This window comes from Rhodococcus sp. NPDC055024 (assembly GCF_053608585.1).
On the sequence record NZ_JBSGVT010000014.1, the window covers coordinates 96,682 to 110,984 of the forward strand.

Sequence of the window (14,303 nt, forward strand, 5' to 3'; positions counted from 1 at the left end):
GCCGACAGCTTCGAATGCATTGTTGAAGCAACGCCGGTCGGGCGTTGCACGAACCGGTGAGCCAACCGGTGCGTCAACGAGGAGGAATGGCATGAAGTGGTCGGGGCGAAGTGCGATTGCGATTGCGGGAGTGTGCGCCGCAGCGGCGATGTTTTCGGGAACCGCGCAGGCGAGCCCACTCTGGGAACCCTTGCAGCCCGTGGCGAACCTGGACGCCGCCCGCTACGTCGGTGAGTGGAACCAGGTAGCGGCGATTCCTCAGCCCTTCAACCTCGCGTGCGCCAAGGACACCCGGGCTAGTTACGGGATTGTCGATTCCACGAACGTGAGCGTGAAGAACACGTGTACGACGTGGACCGGCCAAGCCAACGAGATCGTCGGGAATGCCCGAGTTACCGATCCAGCAACGGGTGCCCAGTTGCATGTGAGCTTCCCCGGGGTGCCCTCACAGGAAAGCTTGGACGGTCCGCCCAACTACATCGTCACCTACATTGCCGACGACTATTCGTGGGCCCTGGTCGGTGATCCGCTCAGGCTTTCCGGGTTCGTGCTCTCACGGTCGCCGGTCGTCGACGCGGCAGGCTGGAGTGAAATCCGCCGGGTCGCCGAATCCCGTGGATACAACGCGTGCACGATCTTGACGTCACCGACCACCGAGGGCACTTCGGACATCCGCCCACTCTGCACGGTGTGAGTCTGCTGTCAGCGTGAACCTTCCGGAGCCACACTCCACTACGATCACTGATCGGTACGTGTGGTTTCGGAAGGTTGTGTGGTGGCGAAGAAGCAGATTCCCGTAATAGTCGTCGCAGGCTTTCTCGGTTCGGGCAAGACGACGCTGCTCAACCATCTCCTGCGTAACAACGACGGCGTACGCATCGGCGTGATCGTCAACGACTTCGGCTCTGTCAACATCGATTCGATGATGGTCGCCGGTCAGGTCGATTCGATGGTCACGCTCAGCAACGGCTGTTTGTGCTGTGCTGTCGACGTCTCCGACATGGACGAGATGCTGAGCAAGCTGGCGCACCGGCAATCCGGGATCGACGTGATCGTCGTCGAGGCCAGCGGGCTTGCCGAGCCGCGGAACATGATTCGTCTCGTCCTCGGGAGTGGGAACCCGTCCGTCGTCTACGGCGGACTGGTGGTCATGGTCGACGGAGCCAATTTCTCGACCGTTCGCAGCGAACATCCCGAACTCGATCAACATGTTCGCCTGGCAGATCTGGTGGTAGTCAACAAGATCGACAGCGTTCCCGTCGCCGAGCGCGAGCGATTCACGGCCGGAATTCGTGAGTTGAATCCGCGAGCGCCCATAGTGGAAACGTCGCACTCGCGGATAGACCCCGCTCTGTTGTTCGATTCCGGCGAGGTGATCCCTCCCGCTCCGGGTGATCAACTGAGCCTCGACGAGCTCCTGCGCGACGGACACGACCACGATCACGAGGACGGCTCCTGTCACCACGATCACCTGCACCATCGCTACGAGTCGGTTGATTTCATATCGGAGATGCCACTCGATGCCAGGGCTCTGACACACTTTCTCGAGAATCAGCCGTCGGGTGTTTACCGCATCAAGGGATTTGTGAACTTCGAGATTCCGGGCTACACAGGGAAATTCGAGATCCAATCGGTGGGTGATCATGTCCGGATCACCCCGCTGCGATGGAAGTCGGGCGAACCTCGAACTACGCAACTGGTCGTGATCGGTACCGGGATGGATTCGGGAGCGGTGGGCAGCGCCCTGCGCACCTGCGTACGAGAAGAAACGGTCGAACCGCACCCCGACGCCATGCTGGGATTGCACCGCTATACCGTCGGAGCGTGAGTGAATCAGCGGTATCCGTGTACGAAGCGATTCGGCGACGACGAGACGTTCGCGCCGAGTTCTCGGGAGAGATCATCCCGGACGAAACTCTCATGCGAATTCTCGACGCCGCTCATCGCGCGCCGAGCGTGGGAAACACGCAACCATGGGATTTTGTCGTCGTTCGTAATCCGGAGACGCTCGACACCTTCGCGGCACACGTCGCCGATGCCAGGCTGAATTTCGCGCAGTCTTTGCCCGAGGATCGCCGCCCGACGTTCGACCCCATCAAGATCGAGGGAATCGCCGAGAGCGGTACCGGGATTGTCGTCACTTACGACCCGTCACGCGGTGGCCCGAACATCCTCGGCCGCCACACCGTCGACGACACCGGCCTGTTCTCGGCAGTGCTCGCGATTCAGAATTTGTGGCTCGCCGCGGTCGCCGAGGAGATCGGCATCGGCTGGGTTTCGTTCTACGACGAGAAGTACCTCACCGAACTCATGGGCATTCCGTCACCCGTTCGCCCCATTGCGTGGCTGTGCGTCGGGAAGGTGACTGAATTCCAACAGGTTCCGGATCTCGAGCGCTTCGGATGGCGACAGCGTCGGCCATTGGCCGACGCTGTCCACTACGAAACCTATTGAATTGTGCCTGTGTGGCCTAGCGCGCGGGACGACCTAGCGTGCGGGACGGCCACCGGTGGAGCCCGCAGTGCGAGCGCCGCCGCCGCCGCCGGTGCGGGGACGGCGAGCGCCGCCGCCGGCATGTTCCTGACGGGCAGCGCCGCCGGTGCGTGCACCGCGTGACTGACCGCCCTGTCCGGAGCGAGCCTGACCCGAACGTGCTGCGCCGCCGCGTCCACCCTGGCCGGCGGGGCGCTGTCCGCGTCCACCGTTCGGCTGGGCCGGAGCCTTCGGAGCCGGAGTGACGTGCGGTGCGATGTCGCCGACCAACTTGACGACGTGCTCGGAGTTGGCCGTCGAACGAACCGGCGTCACCTTGATGGCTGCCTTACGCATGAGGATCGCGAGATCCTTACGCTGCTCGGGCAAGACCACTGTGACCACGTCGCCGGCGCTGCCTGCGCGAGCCGTGCGACCACTGCGGTGCAGGTAAGCCTTGTGCTCGGCCGGGGGATCGACGTGAACGACCAACTCGACATCGTCGACGTGGACGCCGCGCGCTGCGACGTCGGTGGCGACGAGGACGCGCGCTTCACCGGCGGAGAAAGCTGCCAGGTTACGGTCGCGAGCGGCCTGCGAGAGGTTGCCGTGCAGGTCGACGGACGGGATGCCCGACTCGGTGAGCTGGCGAGCCAACTTGCGAGCCTGGTGCTTGGTGCGCATGAACAGGATGCGACGTCCGGTACCGGAAGCGAGCTTCTCGACCAGAGCCTTCTTGGCTTCGACGCCGTCGACGTCGAACACGTGGTGCGTCATCGCGGCGACGGGGGAGTTGGCCTCGTCGACCGAATGCATGACCTCGTTCTTGAGGAAACGCTTGACGAGCTTGTCGACGCCGTTGTCGAGCGTTGCCGAGAACAGCAGGCGCTGCCCGTCCTGCGGCGTGGACGAGAGGATGCGGGTGACGACGGGCAGGAAGCCGAGGTCGGCCATGTGGTCGGCCTCGTCGAGCACGGTGATCTCGACGGCGTCGAGGCTGACGAACTTCTGCTTCATGAGGTCTTCGAGGCGACCGGGGCAGGCGACGACGATGTCGACTCCGGCCTTCAGAGCCTGAACCTGGCGGTGCTGCGACACGCCGCCGAAGATCGTGGTCACGCGCAAGTCGTATGCGGCGGCCAACGGTTCGAGGGTTGCGGTGATCTGGGTGGCTAGCTCACGCGTGGGTGCGAGCACCAAGCCGAGCGGTCGACCCGGGCGACGCTTGCCGCCGGACAGTTCGCCGGCGAGGCGAGAGACCATGGGGATGGAGAACGCGAGCGTCTTTCCGCTTCCGGTCTTTCCGCGGCCCAGTACGTCGCGACCCGAGAGAGTGTCGGGGAGGGTGTCGATCTGGATCGGGAACGGAGAAGTGATTCCGCCGTCTTCGAGAGCTTTCACCAGCGGTGCGCGCACACCGAGGGCTGCGAAGGTGGTAGCGGGCGTAGAGATGTCAGACAAGTGTGTTCAGAGCCTTTCGGGCACGTGTTCGTGCCCGGATGCCGACACGGGAATTAACCGGTCGAACAATCAAGCACAGTGGTGGCGGCGCTGCCGGTCGGCAGGCTTCTTCGCCGTAAGAAGAGCGGGTGCATTGAGCACTCAGCAAGAAATTTTGCGTTCTACGACGCTGGATGCCCGATTTCAGGCACCTAGTGATCGCAACTCTACCTTCCCGGAGCGTTCGACCTACAACCCGACCCATTCGGAGACGCCGTTCGCGAAGTGTTGCCGCTTCCAGATCGGTACCTCGTGCTTGATGCGCTCGACAAGTTCGGCGCACGCGGCAAACGCCTCCGCGCGGTGTGGCGCGGCGACGGCGGCGACCAGCGCGAGGTCTCCGATCTCGAGATGCCCGACGCGATGAATCGCGGCGACCGGTAGGCCGGTCGAGGCTGCAACTTCTTGGCAGCATGTCTGGAGGAAGCGTTCGGCATCCGGATGCGCTTGGTACTCCAACGCCGAAACCGCTTGGCCTCCATCGTGATTGCGCACCGTTCCCGTGAACACCACAACAGCACCGTTCTTCGGACCGGCCACGGCCGCGTCGACGGTGTCTGCATGAATCGGTTGCTCTGAGATCCGAGCCAGTAGCTCACTCATCGTGTGCTCCTCCGCCTGCGACCTGCGCGAGCAGGTGATCGATGATGGGTTCGAGGACGGCGAGACCGTCCTTCACTCCGCCGGGAGAACCCGGAAGATTGACGATGACCGTCGTACCTGTGAGACCTGCCACACCACGGCTCAGTGATGCGTGCGGGGTCTTCTCGAGTCCCTTGGTTCGGATCGCTTCTGCGACCCCGGGCAACTCACGGGTCAAGACCGAGCGGGTAGCTTCCGGGGTTGCATCCGTGGGGGAAGCGCCGGTGCCGCCGGTACTGATGACAAGCGACGGGGAGCCCTGCTTCGCGTCCGCTATGCCCGCCGCGATGTCTGCGTCGGCGTACACGAGCGGTCCACGCACCTCGAAATCTCGTTCGCGTAGCCAGGCCGCGATCGTCGGCCCGGTGGTGTCGGGTCTGGTTCCGTTGGCGCCGCCGGTGGAAGCGACGAGGACGGTCGCGGACCGTGCCGAGGTGAAGACGTGCGCCGGAGAAGCCGGGGTGCCCTGAGTGTCGCGGGTCCAATGTCCGTGTTTACCACCGTCTTTGGTGAGCAGACGCACACCGTTCATGGTGGCGCCGGGATCGACTGCTTTGACCATGTCGTGCAAGGTCAGGCCGGCCACCGCGACGGCGGTGAGTGCTTCCATCTCGACGCCGGTCTGTCCGCGAGTCTTCGCCGTCGCTTCGACGGTGATCGAGGTTTCGGTGAATCCGAATTCCACCTTGACCGACGAAAGTGCGAGCTGATGACACAACGGAATCAGTTCGGACGTCTTCTTTGCGCCGGCGATTCCGGCGATGCGTGCGGTGGTGAGGACATCGGCCTTGGGCATGCCGTCGGCGCGGACGAGGCGGACCACCTCGGCGGTCGTGACAAGTTCACCGGCAGCGACGGCGATCCGCGTCGTCTCGGCCTTGGCGCTGACGTCGACCATGCGTGCGCGGCCTTCGCTGTCGACGTGTGTCAATTCGGTCATGAGTGTCCTTCGAATCAGATCGAGTGAATCAAATCGAGGTAGTCGAGAGTGGAATCACGTCGACGAGATCGCCCGCACCGAGTTCGGTGACGGCAGCGGGGATGTCGATCAAGACGTCGGCCCACGCCATTGCTGCGACGAGGTGTGAACCGGGTCCGGCCACGAGTTCGATTCCGCCCGGAGTTTTGCGCGCTCGCAGGAACTGTCGCTTGCCTTCCACCGAACGCAATGGCGCATTCAACGGGCGTCGCTCGCGAGGTATCGCGGGCAGGCCCGCCGCGCGGCGCAGTTCCCCGCGTGCGAAGACCTCGAACGAGACCATCGTGCTGACCGGGTTGCCCGGGAAGCTCAGTACGGGTACTTCGTTCACCACGGCGGTGCCTTGAGGGCCACCTGGTTGCATTGCGACGTGGCCGAATTGCGCACCCAAGGGTGTGAGGGTTTCCTTCACCACTTCGAAGTCGCCCATCGATACTCCGCCGGAGGTGAAAACCAGATCGGCGACCGAGGTTGCGTACGAGAGCAATTCGCGAAACTCAGCCGGATCGTCACTGCTTCGAGCGACGGATACGACATCGGCACCGTTGGCTTCGGCCAATGTTGCCAAAGCTGCACCGTTGGAATCGTAGATCTCGCCGGGTTCGAGAGTTGTTCCGGCACTCTTGAGTTCGGCGCCCGTCGTGATGACAGCGACCCGTGGCCTCGTGTACGTGTCGAGTGAGGCCAACCCGACGGCACTCAGTGCAGCGATATGGCGAGGTTCCAAGTGCGTTCCCGCCGTGACCAGTAGCATTCCGGCAGTGATGTCACTGCCGCGTTCGCGAACGAATTCGCCTACAGACCTGCCCCGTTCGATGGTGACGACGTGTTCGGTGACGCCCGTGGTGTCCTCGACGGGAACGACGGCGTCGGCACCCTCGGGGAGCGGCGCACCGGTCATGATGCGAAATGCCGATCCTGGAAGGTGTTTCGGTGGTTTTCCGCTTCCGGCGGCGATCACACCTCGAACCGTCAGCGTGGTGGGAACCGAGGCCACGGAGGCGGCGTCGACCGCATATCCGTCCATCTGAGAGTTACGAAAGAGCGGGAGGTCCACTGGAGATGCGATATCAGAGCAAGTTATGCGCCCCAACGCTTCTGCCGTCGGAACCTCCGACGGAGAGAGGGTGTGCAGGCCCGAGAGCAATTCGGAGATGTGCGACGCGTGTTCCTCGACCGAACGCGCGCTCATGACAGTAACCTCGACAACCTCGACATGTTTTGATCCTAGGCGGTGTGGTCCGTCCGACACACGGAGTACGGCTTTCGGTCATACTGGAGCAATACGGAAGTTGGTGAAGTGATGACAGTGGTCTCGATGGGAATTCCCACCGTGCGGTTTGACGCCGCCGCCCTCACCGGCCGTCCCGAGACCGATCTCCTGGTCGACAGGTTCGGGCGTGTTGCCCGAGATCTGCGAGTGTCGATCACCGAGAAGTGTTCGCTTCGTTGTACGTATTGTATGCCGGAGGAAGGCCTACCGGCCATCGCCGCGGAAGATCTTCTGAGCGCTGACGAGATCATTCGAGTGGTCGGAATCGGCGTCGAACGAGCCGGTATTCGTGAAGTGAGGTTCACCGGCGGGGAACCACTGATGCGCAGCGACCTCGAAAAGATCATCGCCGGGTGCGCTACTCGCGTGCCGGGTATTCCACTTGCCATGACTACCAACGCCGTTGGGCTCGAACATCGTGCTGCGAAGTTGGCCGCAGCGGGTCTGACCCGCGTCAATGTTTCTCTGGATTCGGTTGACCGCGCCCACTTCGCAGAATTGACACGTAGAGACAGGCTGCCATCGGTTCTCGCGGGAATTCGAGCAGCTGCGGCGGCCGGACTCGCGCCACTGAAGATAAATGCGGTTCTCATGCGTGAAACGCTCCTCGGCGCGGCGGACCTTTTGCAGTGGTGCCTCGATGCCGGCGTCGAATTGCGTTTCATCGAGCAAATGCCTCTGGATGCAGATCACGCATGGGCCCGCGAGAATATGGTGACCGCGGCTGAATTGTTGTCCGTTTTGAGTGGCCGTTTCGAATTGGAAGCAATAGGCCGCGAAGACCCGTCGGCTCCAGCTGAAGAATGGCGTGTCAATGGGACCTTGATGACGGTAGGAATCATCGCTTCCGTGACCCGTTCCTTCTGCAGTGATTGCGACCGGACCCGAATGACCGCCGAAGGGACAATTCGGTCATGTTTGTTCAGTGATCGCGAAGTCGATTTGCGTGCGGCGCTCAGGTCGGGAGCAAGTGATGACGAACTTGCGGATTTGTGGCGCGGTGCGATGTGGAACAAGTGGGCAGGGCATGGCATCGACGCCGCGGACTTCGTTCCGCCGGAAAGAAGTATGGGAGCGATTGGTGGCTGATTCGCATTCGATCTCGGTTCGATACTTTGCTGCTGCAGCGGATGTGTCCGGGTGTCGCAGCGAGGTAGTCGCTATCTCGCCCGACAACACACTTGCAGAGTTGGTGGCGGTGCTGGTCGGGCAATACGGGCCGGAGATGGAGCGAGTGCTGTCGGTCTCGGCTTTCCTAGTGGGTGACGAGTTGACTCGAGACGTCACTCGGCCCTCCGGTAGTGCTGTCGATATTCTTCCGCCATTCGCGGGAGGATAGTCCGAGCATTGTCGGCGTAGCTATTTGTCGGCGGCAGATTTATTGTCGGATTTTAGCGGTCCGGTTCAAATGGGCTGAGTGATATTTCTGCACTTCACGTAGCGTTTATCCTCATGTTCTCTATTCTTGGTCAATTGTCCAGAATTGGTCGTTTTGTTTCATTTCTCCTACTTTTAGGGGAGTGATTGCATTTTTGTTTGCCGATGCCAATTGTCATCTGTTCGGATGACAAAAGAAATTCCTCCGCTGTTGGTAATTGTCGACATGTGTTAATTTTGGCGCAATTCCAGTCGGGATATGCGAAAGGTATTTCAATGTCGATTAATTCCACGCGCCGTGTCGGAGTCGTCGTAGCACTCCTCGGAGCAGCTGCACTCACTGCTCCGGCAATTGCTACTGCACTTCCGTCCACCGGTTCGCTCGGCTCTTCTGCTCCGGAAGCCTCGTGCTCGACCCTGTCCACCGAAACGACGCCGAACGGATGGGGCATCCCGTTCGCCGACGAGAAGGACCAGACCGCGTCGTACTCGGCCGAAAATGTCCTGGACAAGGACGGTTCACTGAAGCTCGCCGTCGACGGCACCGGCGATCGTTCGGTTTCCTATCATTCGGCCGGCGGCATCAAGCTCTCCGACGCAGTCAGCAAGGCGATCGGCTTTGCCGAGCGCGCCGCCACGCCGACTGCAGCGTTCCAGCTCCGCCTCACCGGAACCACCGGCGGAAAGTTCGAGAACGGATTCACCACCCTGGTATGGGTCCCCGGACCTGACGCGACGCCGACGGCTGACGGCGGCGTTCACGCGGATCTTCAGAAGGGGGTGTGGTGGAGCACTCAGGACATCGACGGTGCCAAGAACCGCGTGTCAGTGCCTTTGGCGGACATCGTTGCTGCGAACCCGAACGCGGTTGTCGATCACTACGGCGTCAGCGTGGGAACCGGTTCGGCAGCGACTTCGACGCTGGTCGATGCGGTGCAGTTCAACGGATGCACCACCAACTTCGCGAAGAAGGATCCGGCCTCGGGAACGGGTTCGCTGGGCAACATCTTCGGCAGCCTGTTCGGTAGCTAGTCGCGGATAAGAGCTACTGCCACCAGTTATCGAGGGGGGTTACCGGCACCGTGCGCTTGTGACGAGTGTTGGTGAACATCTTCTCGAGCTTTTCGGCTACCTCGGAGGAAACGTCCTTTCCTTCGAGGTAGTCGTCTATCTGTGAGTAGGTGACACCCAGGGCAACTTCGTCGGGCAGTGCGGGCCGGTCGTCCTCGAGGTCGGCGGTCGGAACCTTGCGCCACGTGCTCTCCGGTGCGCCCAATTCCTGCAGGAGCGCAGCGCCCTGACGTTTGCTCAGGCCGGTGAGCGGGGTGATGTCGACGCCGCCGTCACCGAATTTCGTGAAGAAGCCGGTGATCGCTTCCGCGGCATGGTCGGTACCGATCACCAGGTAGCCGAGCTGCCCGGCAATCGCGTACTGAATGACCATTCGTTCGCGCGCTTTGATGTTGCCTCGGACGAAGTCGCGCAGTTCGCCGTTCCCCAACGCCTCGGACGCCTCGCGGGCTGTGGCGTCGGCGCCCGGCTTGACGTTGACCGTGAGCGAGCGGTCCGGCTTGATGAAGCCGAGTGCGATCTGTGCATCGGATTCGTCGGCTTGTGCGCCATAGGGGAGTCGGACCGCGACGAACTCGGCGTCGTGGCCTTCTTCGCGAAGCTCGGTGACGGCGCGTTGGGCGAGAGCCCCGGCGAGCGTGCTGTCCTGACCGCCGCTGATTCCCAGCACGAACCCTGTGGCGGGGGTCGAGCGCAGGTAGTCCTTCAGGAACTGGACTCGCGCGCGAACCTCCGCTGCGGCGTCGATTGTCGGCTTTGTGCCGAGTTCTTCGATGATGCTTTCACGCAGTGTGGCCATGAATGGACTCTAGCGATGTGAGCAGGCGCGTGCAGTGCCACCGCAACGTGGGCGGTACGGTCGCGCACATGAGTGCGAACAACGTTCTGGTGGTCAGTGCGACGAAGTCGGAAGCGGCCTATGTGCCGCAAGGATACGAATTGCTGATCACAGGGATCGGAAAGGTCAGTGCTGCAACAGCAGTCGCCTCCGCTCTCGCGCGGTACGAGCGCGAGAACCTCCCGCTGGTCGTCAACATCGGGACAGCCGGTGCGCTGCATGCGCACCACGGTGGTCTCTATGTTCCCGGCGTTGTCGTCAATCACGACATCAGCAGCACCGCGATTCGAGCGTTGGGACACGACGTCGTGGATCGTCTGGTGCTCGACGACGGGGACGACTCTGTATTGGCCACCGGCGACGCATTCATCGCCGACGCGGTGACCCGCGATGCCCTCGCTCAGCGCGCAGATCTGGTCGACATGGAGGGTTTTGCCATCGCATTCGCCGCGCAGGCAGCGGGTGCCACCTGTCGCCTCGTCAAACACGTCAGCGATCACGCGGACGACTCGGCCATGGACTGGCCGGCGATGATCGATGCCAGCGCCCGTGAGTTGGGACGCTGGCTGCTGGACAATGTTTGATCAGGCCTGCACCGTCTGATCAGGCCTGCGCAGTCAGTATCAATCCGGTGTTGTCGGGCTTGCGCAGTGTCAGCGTGTCGGCGTCGATGGTGTAGCTCACTTCACCGTCGAGCACTGCCAGGACCTGACGCTCGATGTCCATGTTCTCCTCGGGACACGCCATGCGAGTGGTTCCCATCGGCGCGAACGTGACTGTGGTGTCGGATACCTGGGCGCTTCCGGTCATGCGATTGCATCCGGTGGTCCCGCTGACCGAACCGTCTGTGGCGATCGTGAGCTCGGGAGCTGACGTCTCGAGCGCCTGACTCGTACTGATCGCGTCGGGGCTGATGAGAGACGTGACGGTCCAGGTCGTGCCTTGGAGCACTCGATCCGGCGTGACGATTTTCTTGTCCTGCAGGGTGACGGTGGCATCGCCGGAGGTAAGGGTGAGGGTGTCGCCGTCGAGGCTCCACGCCGGCGCGGCGGTCAGCAATGTTGTTGTCCAGGCGTCGGATTCGGCGATACCGGGAGGACAGCCCATCATGGTCGACGCCATGGTTCCGGTGGTCAGTTTGCCGTCAGTGAACTCGACCGAGCCGTTCGCGGTGTTGCATCCGGCGCTCGCGGATACTCGACCGGCTTGGCTGAAGTCGAGAGTCAGCGGGCCGCCGCCGGGAATCGGTGTTCCGTCGACCGAGGTCGAGATGAAGACGCGCCCGGAGGGGTCCGACTTGTCCTCGGGGGAGTCGGACGAAGCGGAGCAACCGCTTACCGCGGCGATGGTCAGGAGGCCGATGACGGCTGCAGCGATGCGCATGGGCTCACATTAAGTGGTGGGACGGATCTGGGGAGTCAACATCGAGTAACGCGTCGGGCAAGGTCTTCCCAGCCGGCCGCCAGGCGCTCGGTGGTCATCCCGAGATCGCGTACCTGATGAAGGACAAGCGACGCTTCGAGTGGTGCCAGCAGCGCCGAAGCGAGCAGATCCAGGTCGCCCTCGACGCCGGCTCCTCGGAGAAGTCCGATGACGTGAGCGATGCCGAGTGCTCGGGCCGGACCGCCGAAGCGGTATTCGGGGGCATTCTCCGCGGCGCGGAGAACTTCGCCCTGTACTTCCACCATGGCGATCCGGGCGCGGCCGAACGCGATGAGGCGCTCGATCGGTGGCGCACCCGGGCCCAACGGTGGGGGGCCGAACATGAATGCCTGCTGCAACTCTCGCTCCGTGTGATCGAGCAGAGCCTGCATCAGTCCTGATCGATTGCCGAAGCGCCGAAAAACTGTGCCCTTGCCCACACCGGCTCGGCAGGCGACGGCATCCATCGTCACCGCGTCGACACCTCGCTCAGCGACGAGGAGGGCTGCGGCGTCGAGCAGAAGTACGCGGTTACGTGCTGCGTCACCGCGCTCGACCGGCGCGGCGCCGATCTGGGGGAGGGGGATTGCGCTCACGGGATCAGATTACAGGGCTGGGGAATGTAAGTGGACCGCGGTCCGTTTAGTTGATATAACTTTCAACCGGAGCCACCAACCGCACCACTCTCGAAGGAAACTCGTTATGTCACAGACCAATGTTCTCGTTCTCGTCGGCAGCCTGCGCGCCGGATCCGTCAATCGCCAGCTTGCCGAGACTGCTGTGTCCGCCGCGCCCGAGGGTGCTGCGCTGACGGTCTTCGAAGGCCTCGCCGACGTTCCCTTCTACAACGAAGACATCGACGTCGAGGGTGCTTCCATCCCCGCTGTCGATGCGCTGCGCTCCGCTGCGAGCAACGCGGACGCGTTCCTGCTCGTCACGCCCGAGTACAACGGCACCATCCCCGCAGTGCTGAAGAATGCCATCGACTGGATTTCGCGTCCGTACGGCGTCGGCGCTGTCAAGGACAAGGCTGTAGCAGTCATCAGCGCTTCGCCCAGCGGCAACGGCGCCAAGTGGGCACACGAAGACACCACCAAGGCAGTCGGTATCGCCGGTGGCAAGGTTGTCGAGGACACCGCACTGAGCATCGGTGGAACCGGCGCACTGTTCGGCGAGCTTCACCCGCGTGAGAACGCAGAGGTGCTCGCTCAGGTCTCCAAGGTCGTCTCCGACCTCGTCGATGCCAGCAAGCAGCTCGTCAACGCTTGATCCGTTTCACAGCTGAGGGCCATGCCGAAAGGCGTGGCCCTCACTCGTATGTGGGTCAGGCCCACATGTGCGCTAGAGCCCTTCGCGTTCCATCGCGTCGTCGACGGCGTCGCGAATCGACTCGAAATCCTTGCCCGCCATCATCGCTTCGCCCATCGCGGCATCGATACGGTCGGCGGCGACGGCGTACCGACGCTCCCAGTTCTCCTTGTCCTCGCGCCAATAGCCCATCACGTGCATGTGCGTTGCCGGGATTTTCCACGTTCGACGCAGATGGGTGCGGATGCGTCTGGCAGCCGCGGCCTCGACTGCGCACCAGATGTAACCGGTGCCGGGAGGTAAGGGATCGGCAACCAGCTCGGTGAGGAGAGAGTCCGCTGTGTCGATCCACCGGAAGTGAGCGTCGGCGCGCGTGGTGAACGTCTGCTGTTCGCTCGGTGCGGGTACCTGTGCGAGGACGCGGATCGGCAGACCGTCCGGGGCCTCTTCGAGAATCCGTCCGACTGCCGGCAGGGCGGCGTGATCGGCGACGAGTAGGAGCCAGTCGCACACTGCCGGCGGCTTGAACCATCCGCTGGCAGTCGAGAGGTGGACGGTCTCGCCTGCTTGCGCATTCTCGGCCCAGAGAGCGGCTCCGCCATGACCATGCAGAACGAAGTCGATCTCCAGTTCGTTCGTCGACGGCTGCCAGCGCCGGACCGTGTAACTGCGGGCGTGAGGGGGATCGAGAGGGAATCTGACGAGCACCCGTTCGTCGGGGCTTCCGCTGGTGTCGAAGTCGCTCAGGCCGGTGCCGCCGAAGGTGATTCTGCGCATCAGTGGTGTCACCTGCTGCGTTCTCGTCACGGTGGCCTGGTGGCGCGGTGCTTCGTCCTTCGGGGGTGTTTCCACGACGCTCATGGTAGGTCCGTGGCGCGGTTCCGAGTGGCCGGCGAGCACCAAAAGAGAATGTGACGGGCGACACGCCGACGCGCCGGGAAATGAGGGCGCTGAACTGGGGCGACCTGGGAATTTCAACGATGTGACTCACAACATCTCGCGTTATGTGTTTCTGTCGGCCACTAGGTGTAGTGTCTTGAGCACTGAGAGACCACAACGCGGAACGCCTTGAGCGAGACTCCGGCAATCGGTCGAATCGGTGCTGAACATCACTACATCGGCCTTTGTTGGCTAAGCGAAAGAGGGACTCTCATGAGCATCACCGTCTACACCAAGCCCGCTTGCGTTCAGTGCAATGCCACCTACCGCGCCCTCGACAAGGCCGGTCTCGAATACAACATCATCGACATCACCGAGGATGCCGAAGCCCGCGACTACGTCATGGCTCTCGGGTACCTCCAGGCGCCCATCGTGGTTGCCGGTGAAGATCACTGGTCGGGCTTTCGTCCCGATCGCATCAAGACCCTGACCGTCGCTGCTTGAAGCGCCGCAGTGTCGGCGGTGGACACCTCCGCCGACAC

The 14,303-nt window shown here is 62.6% G+C and carries 17 protein-coding genes; 9 read left to right on the forward strand and 8 right to left on the reverse strand.

The features are described from left to right. The first annotated feature begins 91 nt into the window (after nucleotides 1-91). From ACWF6P_RS25565 to bluB, 3 genes are all read left to right on the forward strand, one after another. Nucleotides 92-694 carry a lipocalin family protein gene (locus ACWF6P_RS25565; protein WP_452622959.1) on the forward strand — a complete coding sequence of 201 codons (603 nt, stop codon included), beginning with the start codon at nucleotides 92-94 and terminating at the stop codon, nucleotides 692-694. Nucleotides 695-775: 81 nt separating this feature from the next. After that, nucleotides 776-1,828 carry a CobW family GTP-binding protein gene (locus ACWF6P_RS25570; RefSeq protein ID WP_452622960.1) on the forward strand — a complete coding sequence of 351 codons (1,053 nt, stop codon included), beginning with the start codon at nucleotides 776-778 and terminating at the stop codon, nucleotides 1,826-1,828. Continuing rightward, nucleotides 1,825-2,454, forward strand: coding sequence for a 5,6-dimethylbenzimidazole synthase (gene bluB, locus ACWF6P_RS25575; protein ID WP_452622961.1), 630 nt, complete (start codon nucleotides 1,825-1,827; stop codon nucleotides 2,452-2,454). The genes ACWF6P_RS25570 and bluB overlap by 4 nt, the downstream gene beginning before the upstream one ends. A 33-nt stretch (nucleotides 2,455-2,487) precedes the next feature. Here bluB and ACWF6P_RS25580 read toward each other — a convergent pair whose 3' ends face one another. The 4 genes from ACWF6P_RS25580 to ACWF6P_RS25595 all read right to left on the reverse strand — a co-directional run bounded on the left by ACWF6P_RS25580 (nucleotide 2,488) and on the right by ACWF6P_RS25595 (nucleotide 6,785). Then, nucleotides 2,488-3,933, reverse strand: a complete 1,446-nt coding sequence (locus ACWF6P_RS25580; RefSeq protein ID WP_452622962.1) for a DEAD/DEAH box helicase — start codon at nucleotides 3,931-3,933, stop codon at nucleotides 2,488-2,490. Nucleotides 3,934-4,161: 228 nt separating this feature from the next. Then, nucleotides 4,162-4,575: a molybdenum cofactor biosynthesis protein MoaE gene (locus ACWF6P_RS25585; protein WP_007731311.1), complete on the reverse strand. Its 414-nt coding sequence runs from the start codon at nucleotides 4,573-4,575 to the stop codon at nucleotides 4,162-4,164. Next, nucleotides 4,568-5,554 carry a bifunctional molybdenum cofactor biosynthesis protein MoaC/MoaB gene (gene moaCB, locus ACWF6P_RS25590; protein WP_452622963.1) on the reverse strand — a complete coding sequence of 329 codons (987 nt, stop codon included), beginning with the start codon at nucleotides 5,552-5,554 and terminating at the stop codon, nucleotides 4,568-4,570. The genes ACWF6P_RS25585 and moaCB overlap by 8 nt, the downstream gene beginning before the upstream one ends. 28 nt (nucleotides 5,555-5,582) lie before the next feature. Further along, nucleotides 5,583-6,785 carry a molybdopterin molybdotransferase MoeA gene (locus tag ACWF6P_RS25595; RefSeq protein WP_452622964.1) on the reverse strand — a complete coding sequence of 401 codons (1,203 nt, stop codon included), beginning with the start codon at nucleotides 6,783-6,785 and terminating at the stop codon, nucleotides 5,583-5,585. A gap of 111 nt (nucleotides 6,786-6,896) precedes the next feature. Between ACWF6P_RS25595 and moaA the strand changes: the two genes are divergently transcribed. The 3 genes from moaA to ACWF6P_RS25610 all read left to right on the forward strand — a co-directional run bounded on the left by moaA (nucleotide 6,897) and on the right by ACWF6P_RS25610 (nucleotide 9,275). Next, complete coding sequence (gene moaA, locus ACWF6P_RS25600; RefSeq protein WP_452622965.1) at nucleotides 6,897-7,955, forward strand: GTP 3',8-cyclase MoaA; 1,059 nt, start codon at nucleotides 6,897-6,899, stop codon at nucleotides 7,953-7,955. Next, nucleotides 7,948-8,205 carry a MoaD/ThiS family protein gene (locus ACWF6P_RS25605; protein WP_317555389.1) on the forward strand — a complete coding sequence of 86 codons (258 nt, stop codon included), beginning with the start codon at nucleotides 7,948-7,950 and terminating at the stop codon, nucleotides 8,203-8,205. Before moaA ends, ACWF6P_RS25605 begins: the two co-directional genes overlap by 8 nt. Before the next feature lie 314 nt (nucleotides 8,206-8,519). After that, nucleotides 8,520-9,275: a hypothetical protein gene (locus tag ACWF6P_RS25610; protein ID WP_452622966.1), complete on the forward strand. Its 756-nt coding sequence runs from the start codon at nucleotides 8,520-8,522 to the stop codon at nucleotides 9,273-9,275. Nucleotides 9,276-9,288: 13 nt separating this feature from the next. On the opposite strand, the gene nadE is transcribed toward ACWF6P_RS25610, so the two are convergent. Further along, the gene (nadE, locus tag ACWF6P_RS25615) at nucleotides 9,289-10,113 is read right to left on the reverse strand and encodes an ammonia-dependent NAD(+) synthetase (RefSeq protein WP_378650131.1); all 825 of its coding nucleotides are present in this window, start codon (nucleotides 10,111-10,113) and stop codon (nucleotides 9,289-9,291) included. A 68-nt stretch (nucleotides 10,114-10,181) separates the two neighbouring features. Here nadE and ACWF6P_RS25620 point away from each other — a divergent pair, with 68 nt between their 5' ends. After that, nucleotides 10,182-10,736, forward strand: a complete 555-nt coding sequence (locus ACWF6P_RS25620) for a nucleosidase (protein WP_452622967.1) — start codon at nucleotides 10,182-10,184, stop codon at nucleotides 10,734-10,736. 19 nt (nucleotides 10,737-10,755) lie between these two features. Here the strand turns inward: ACWF6P_RS25620 and ACWF6P_RS25625 are convergent, their stop codons facing one another. After that, nucleotides 10,756-11,535, reverse strand: a complete 780-nt coding sequence (locus ACWF6P_RS25625) for an META domain-containing protein (protein WP_452622968.1) — start codon at nucleotides 11,533-11,535, stop codon at nucleotides 10,756-10,758. 35 nt (nucleotides 11,536-11,570) lie between these two features. Beyond that, complete coding sequence (locus ACWF6P_RS25630) at nucleotides 11,571-12,170, reverse strand: TetR/AcrR family transcriptional regulator (protein ID WP_003944690.1); 600 nt, start codon at nucleotides 12,168-12,170, stop codon at nucleotides 11,571-11,573. A gap of 106 nt (nucleotides 12,171-12,276) precedes the next feature. On the opposite strand from ACWF6P_RS25630, the gene ACWF6P_RS25635 reads away from it, so the two are divergent. Next, nucleotides 12,277-12,843: an NAD(P)H-dependent oxidoreductase gene (locus ACWF6P_RS25635; protein ID WP_283303672.1), complete on the forward strand. Its 567-nt coding sequence runs from the start codon at nucleotides 12,277-12,279 to the stop codon at nucleotides 12,841-12,843. Between the two features lie 72 nt (nucleotides 12,844-12,915). On the opposite strand, the gene ACWF6P_RS25640 is transcribed toward ACWF6P_RS25635, so the two are convergent. Further along, the gene (locus tag ACWF6P_RS25640; RefSeq protein ID WP_452622969.1) at nucleotides 12,916-13,743 is read right to left on the reverse strand and encodes a siderophore-interacting protein; all 828 of its coding nucleotides are present in this window, start codon (nucleotides 13,741-13,743) and stop codon (nucleotides 12,916-12,918) included. Between the two features lie 291 nt (nucleotides 13,744-14,034). On the opposite strand from ACWF6P_RS25640, the gene nrdH reads away from it, so the two are divergent. Further along, on the forward strand, nucleotides 14,035-14,265 hold the full coding sequence (gene nrdH, locus ACWF6P_RS25645) for a glutaredoxin-like protein NrdH (protein ID WP_019747886.1): 231 nt from the start codon (nucleotides 14,035-14,037) through the stop codon (nucleotides 14,263-14,265). Nucleotides 14,266-14,303: the final 38 nt, after the last annotated feature.

What these genes read in the sequence shown, in the direction of transcription:
- moaA (WP_452622965.1), top strand. Translation starts at nt 6,897, where the DNA reads ATGACAGTGGTCTCGATGGGAATTCCCACCGTGCGGTTTGACGCCGCC.
- nadE (WP_378650131.1), bottom strand. Translation starts at nt 10,113, where the DNA reads ATGGCCACACTGCGTGAAAGCATCATCGAAGAACTCGGCACAAAGCCG.
- ACWF6P_RS25565 (WP_452622959.1), top strand. Translation starts at nt 92, where the DNA reads ATGAAGTGGTCGGGGCGAAGTGCGATTGCGATTGCGGGAGTGTGCGCC.
- ACWF6P_RS25625 (WP_452622968.1), bottom strand. Translation starts at nt 11,535, where the DNA reads ATGCGCATCGCTGCAGCCGTCATCGGCCTCCTGACCATCGCCGCGGTA.
- ACWF6P_RS25610 (WP_452622966.1), top strand. Translation starts at nt 8,520, where the DNA reads ATGTCGATTAATTCCACGCGCCGTGTCGGAGTCGTCGTAGCACTCCTC.
- ACWF6P_RS25620 (WP_452622967.1), top strand. Translation starts at nt 10,182, where the DNA reads ATGAGTGCGAACAACGTTCTGGTGGTCAGTGCGACGAAGTCGGAAGCG.
- ACWF6P_RS25635 (WP_283303672.1), top strand. Translation starts at nt 12,277, where the DNA reads ATGTCACAGACCAATGTTCTCGTTCTCGTCGGCAGCCTGCGCGCCGGA.
- nrdH (WP_019747886.1), top strand. Translation starts at nt 14,035, where the DNA reads ATGAGCATCACCGTCTACACCAAGCCCGCTTGCGTTCAGTGCAATGCC.
- ACWF6P_RS25640 (WP_452622969.1), bottom strand. Translation starts at nt 13,743, where the DNA reads ATGAGCGTCGTGGAAACACCCCCGAAGGACGAAGCACCGCGCCACCAG.
- ACWF6P_RS25595 (WP_452622964.1), bottom strand. Translation starts at nt 6,785, where the DNA reads ATGAGCGCGCGTTCGGTCGAGGAACACGCGTCGCACATCTCCGAATTG.
- ACWF6P_RS25585 (WP_007731311.1), bottom strand. Translation starts at nt 4,575, where the DNA reads ATGAGTGAGCTACTGGCTCGGATCTCAGAGCAACCGATTCATGCAGAC.
- moaCB (WP_452622963.1), bottom strand. Translation starts at nt 5,554, where the DNA reads ATGACCGAATTGACACACGTCGACAGCGAAGGCCGCGCACGCATGGTC.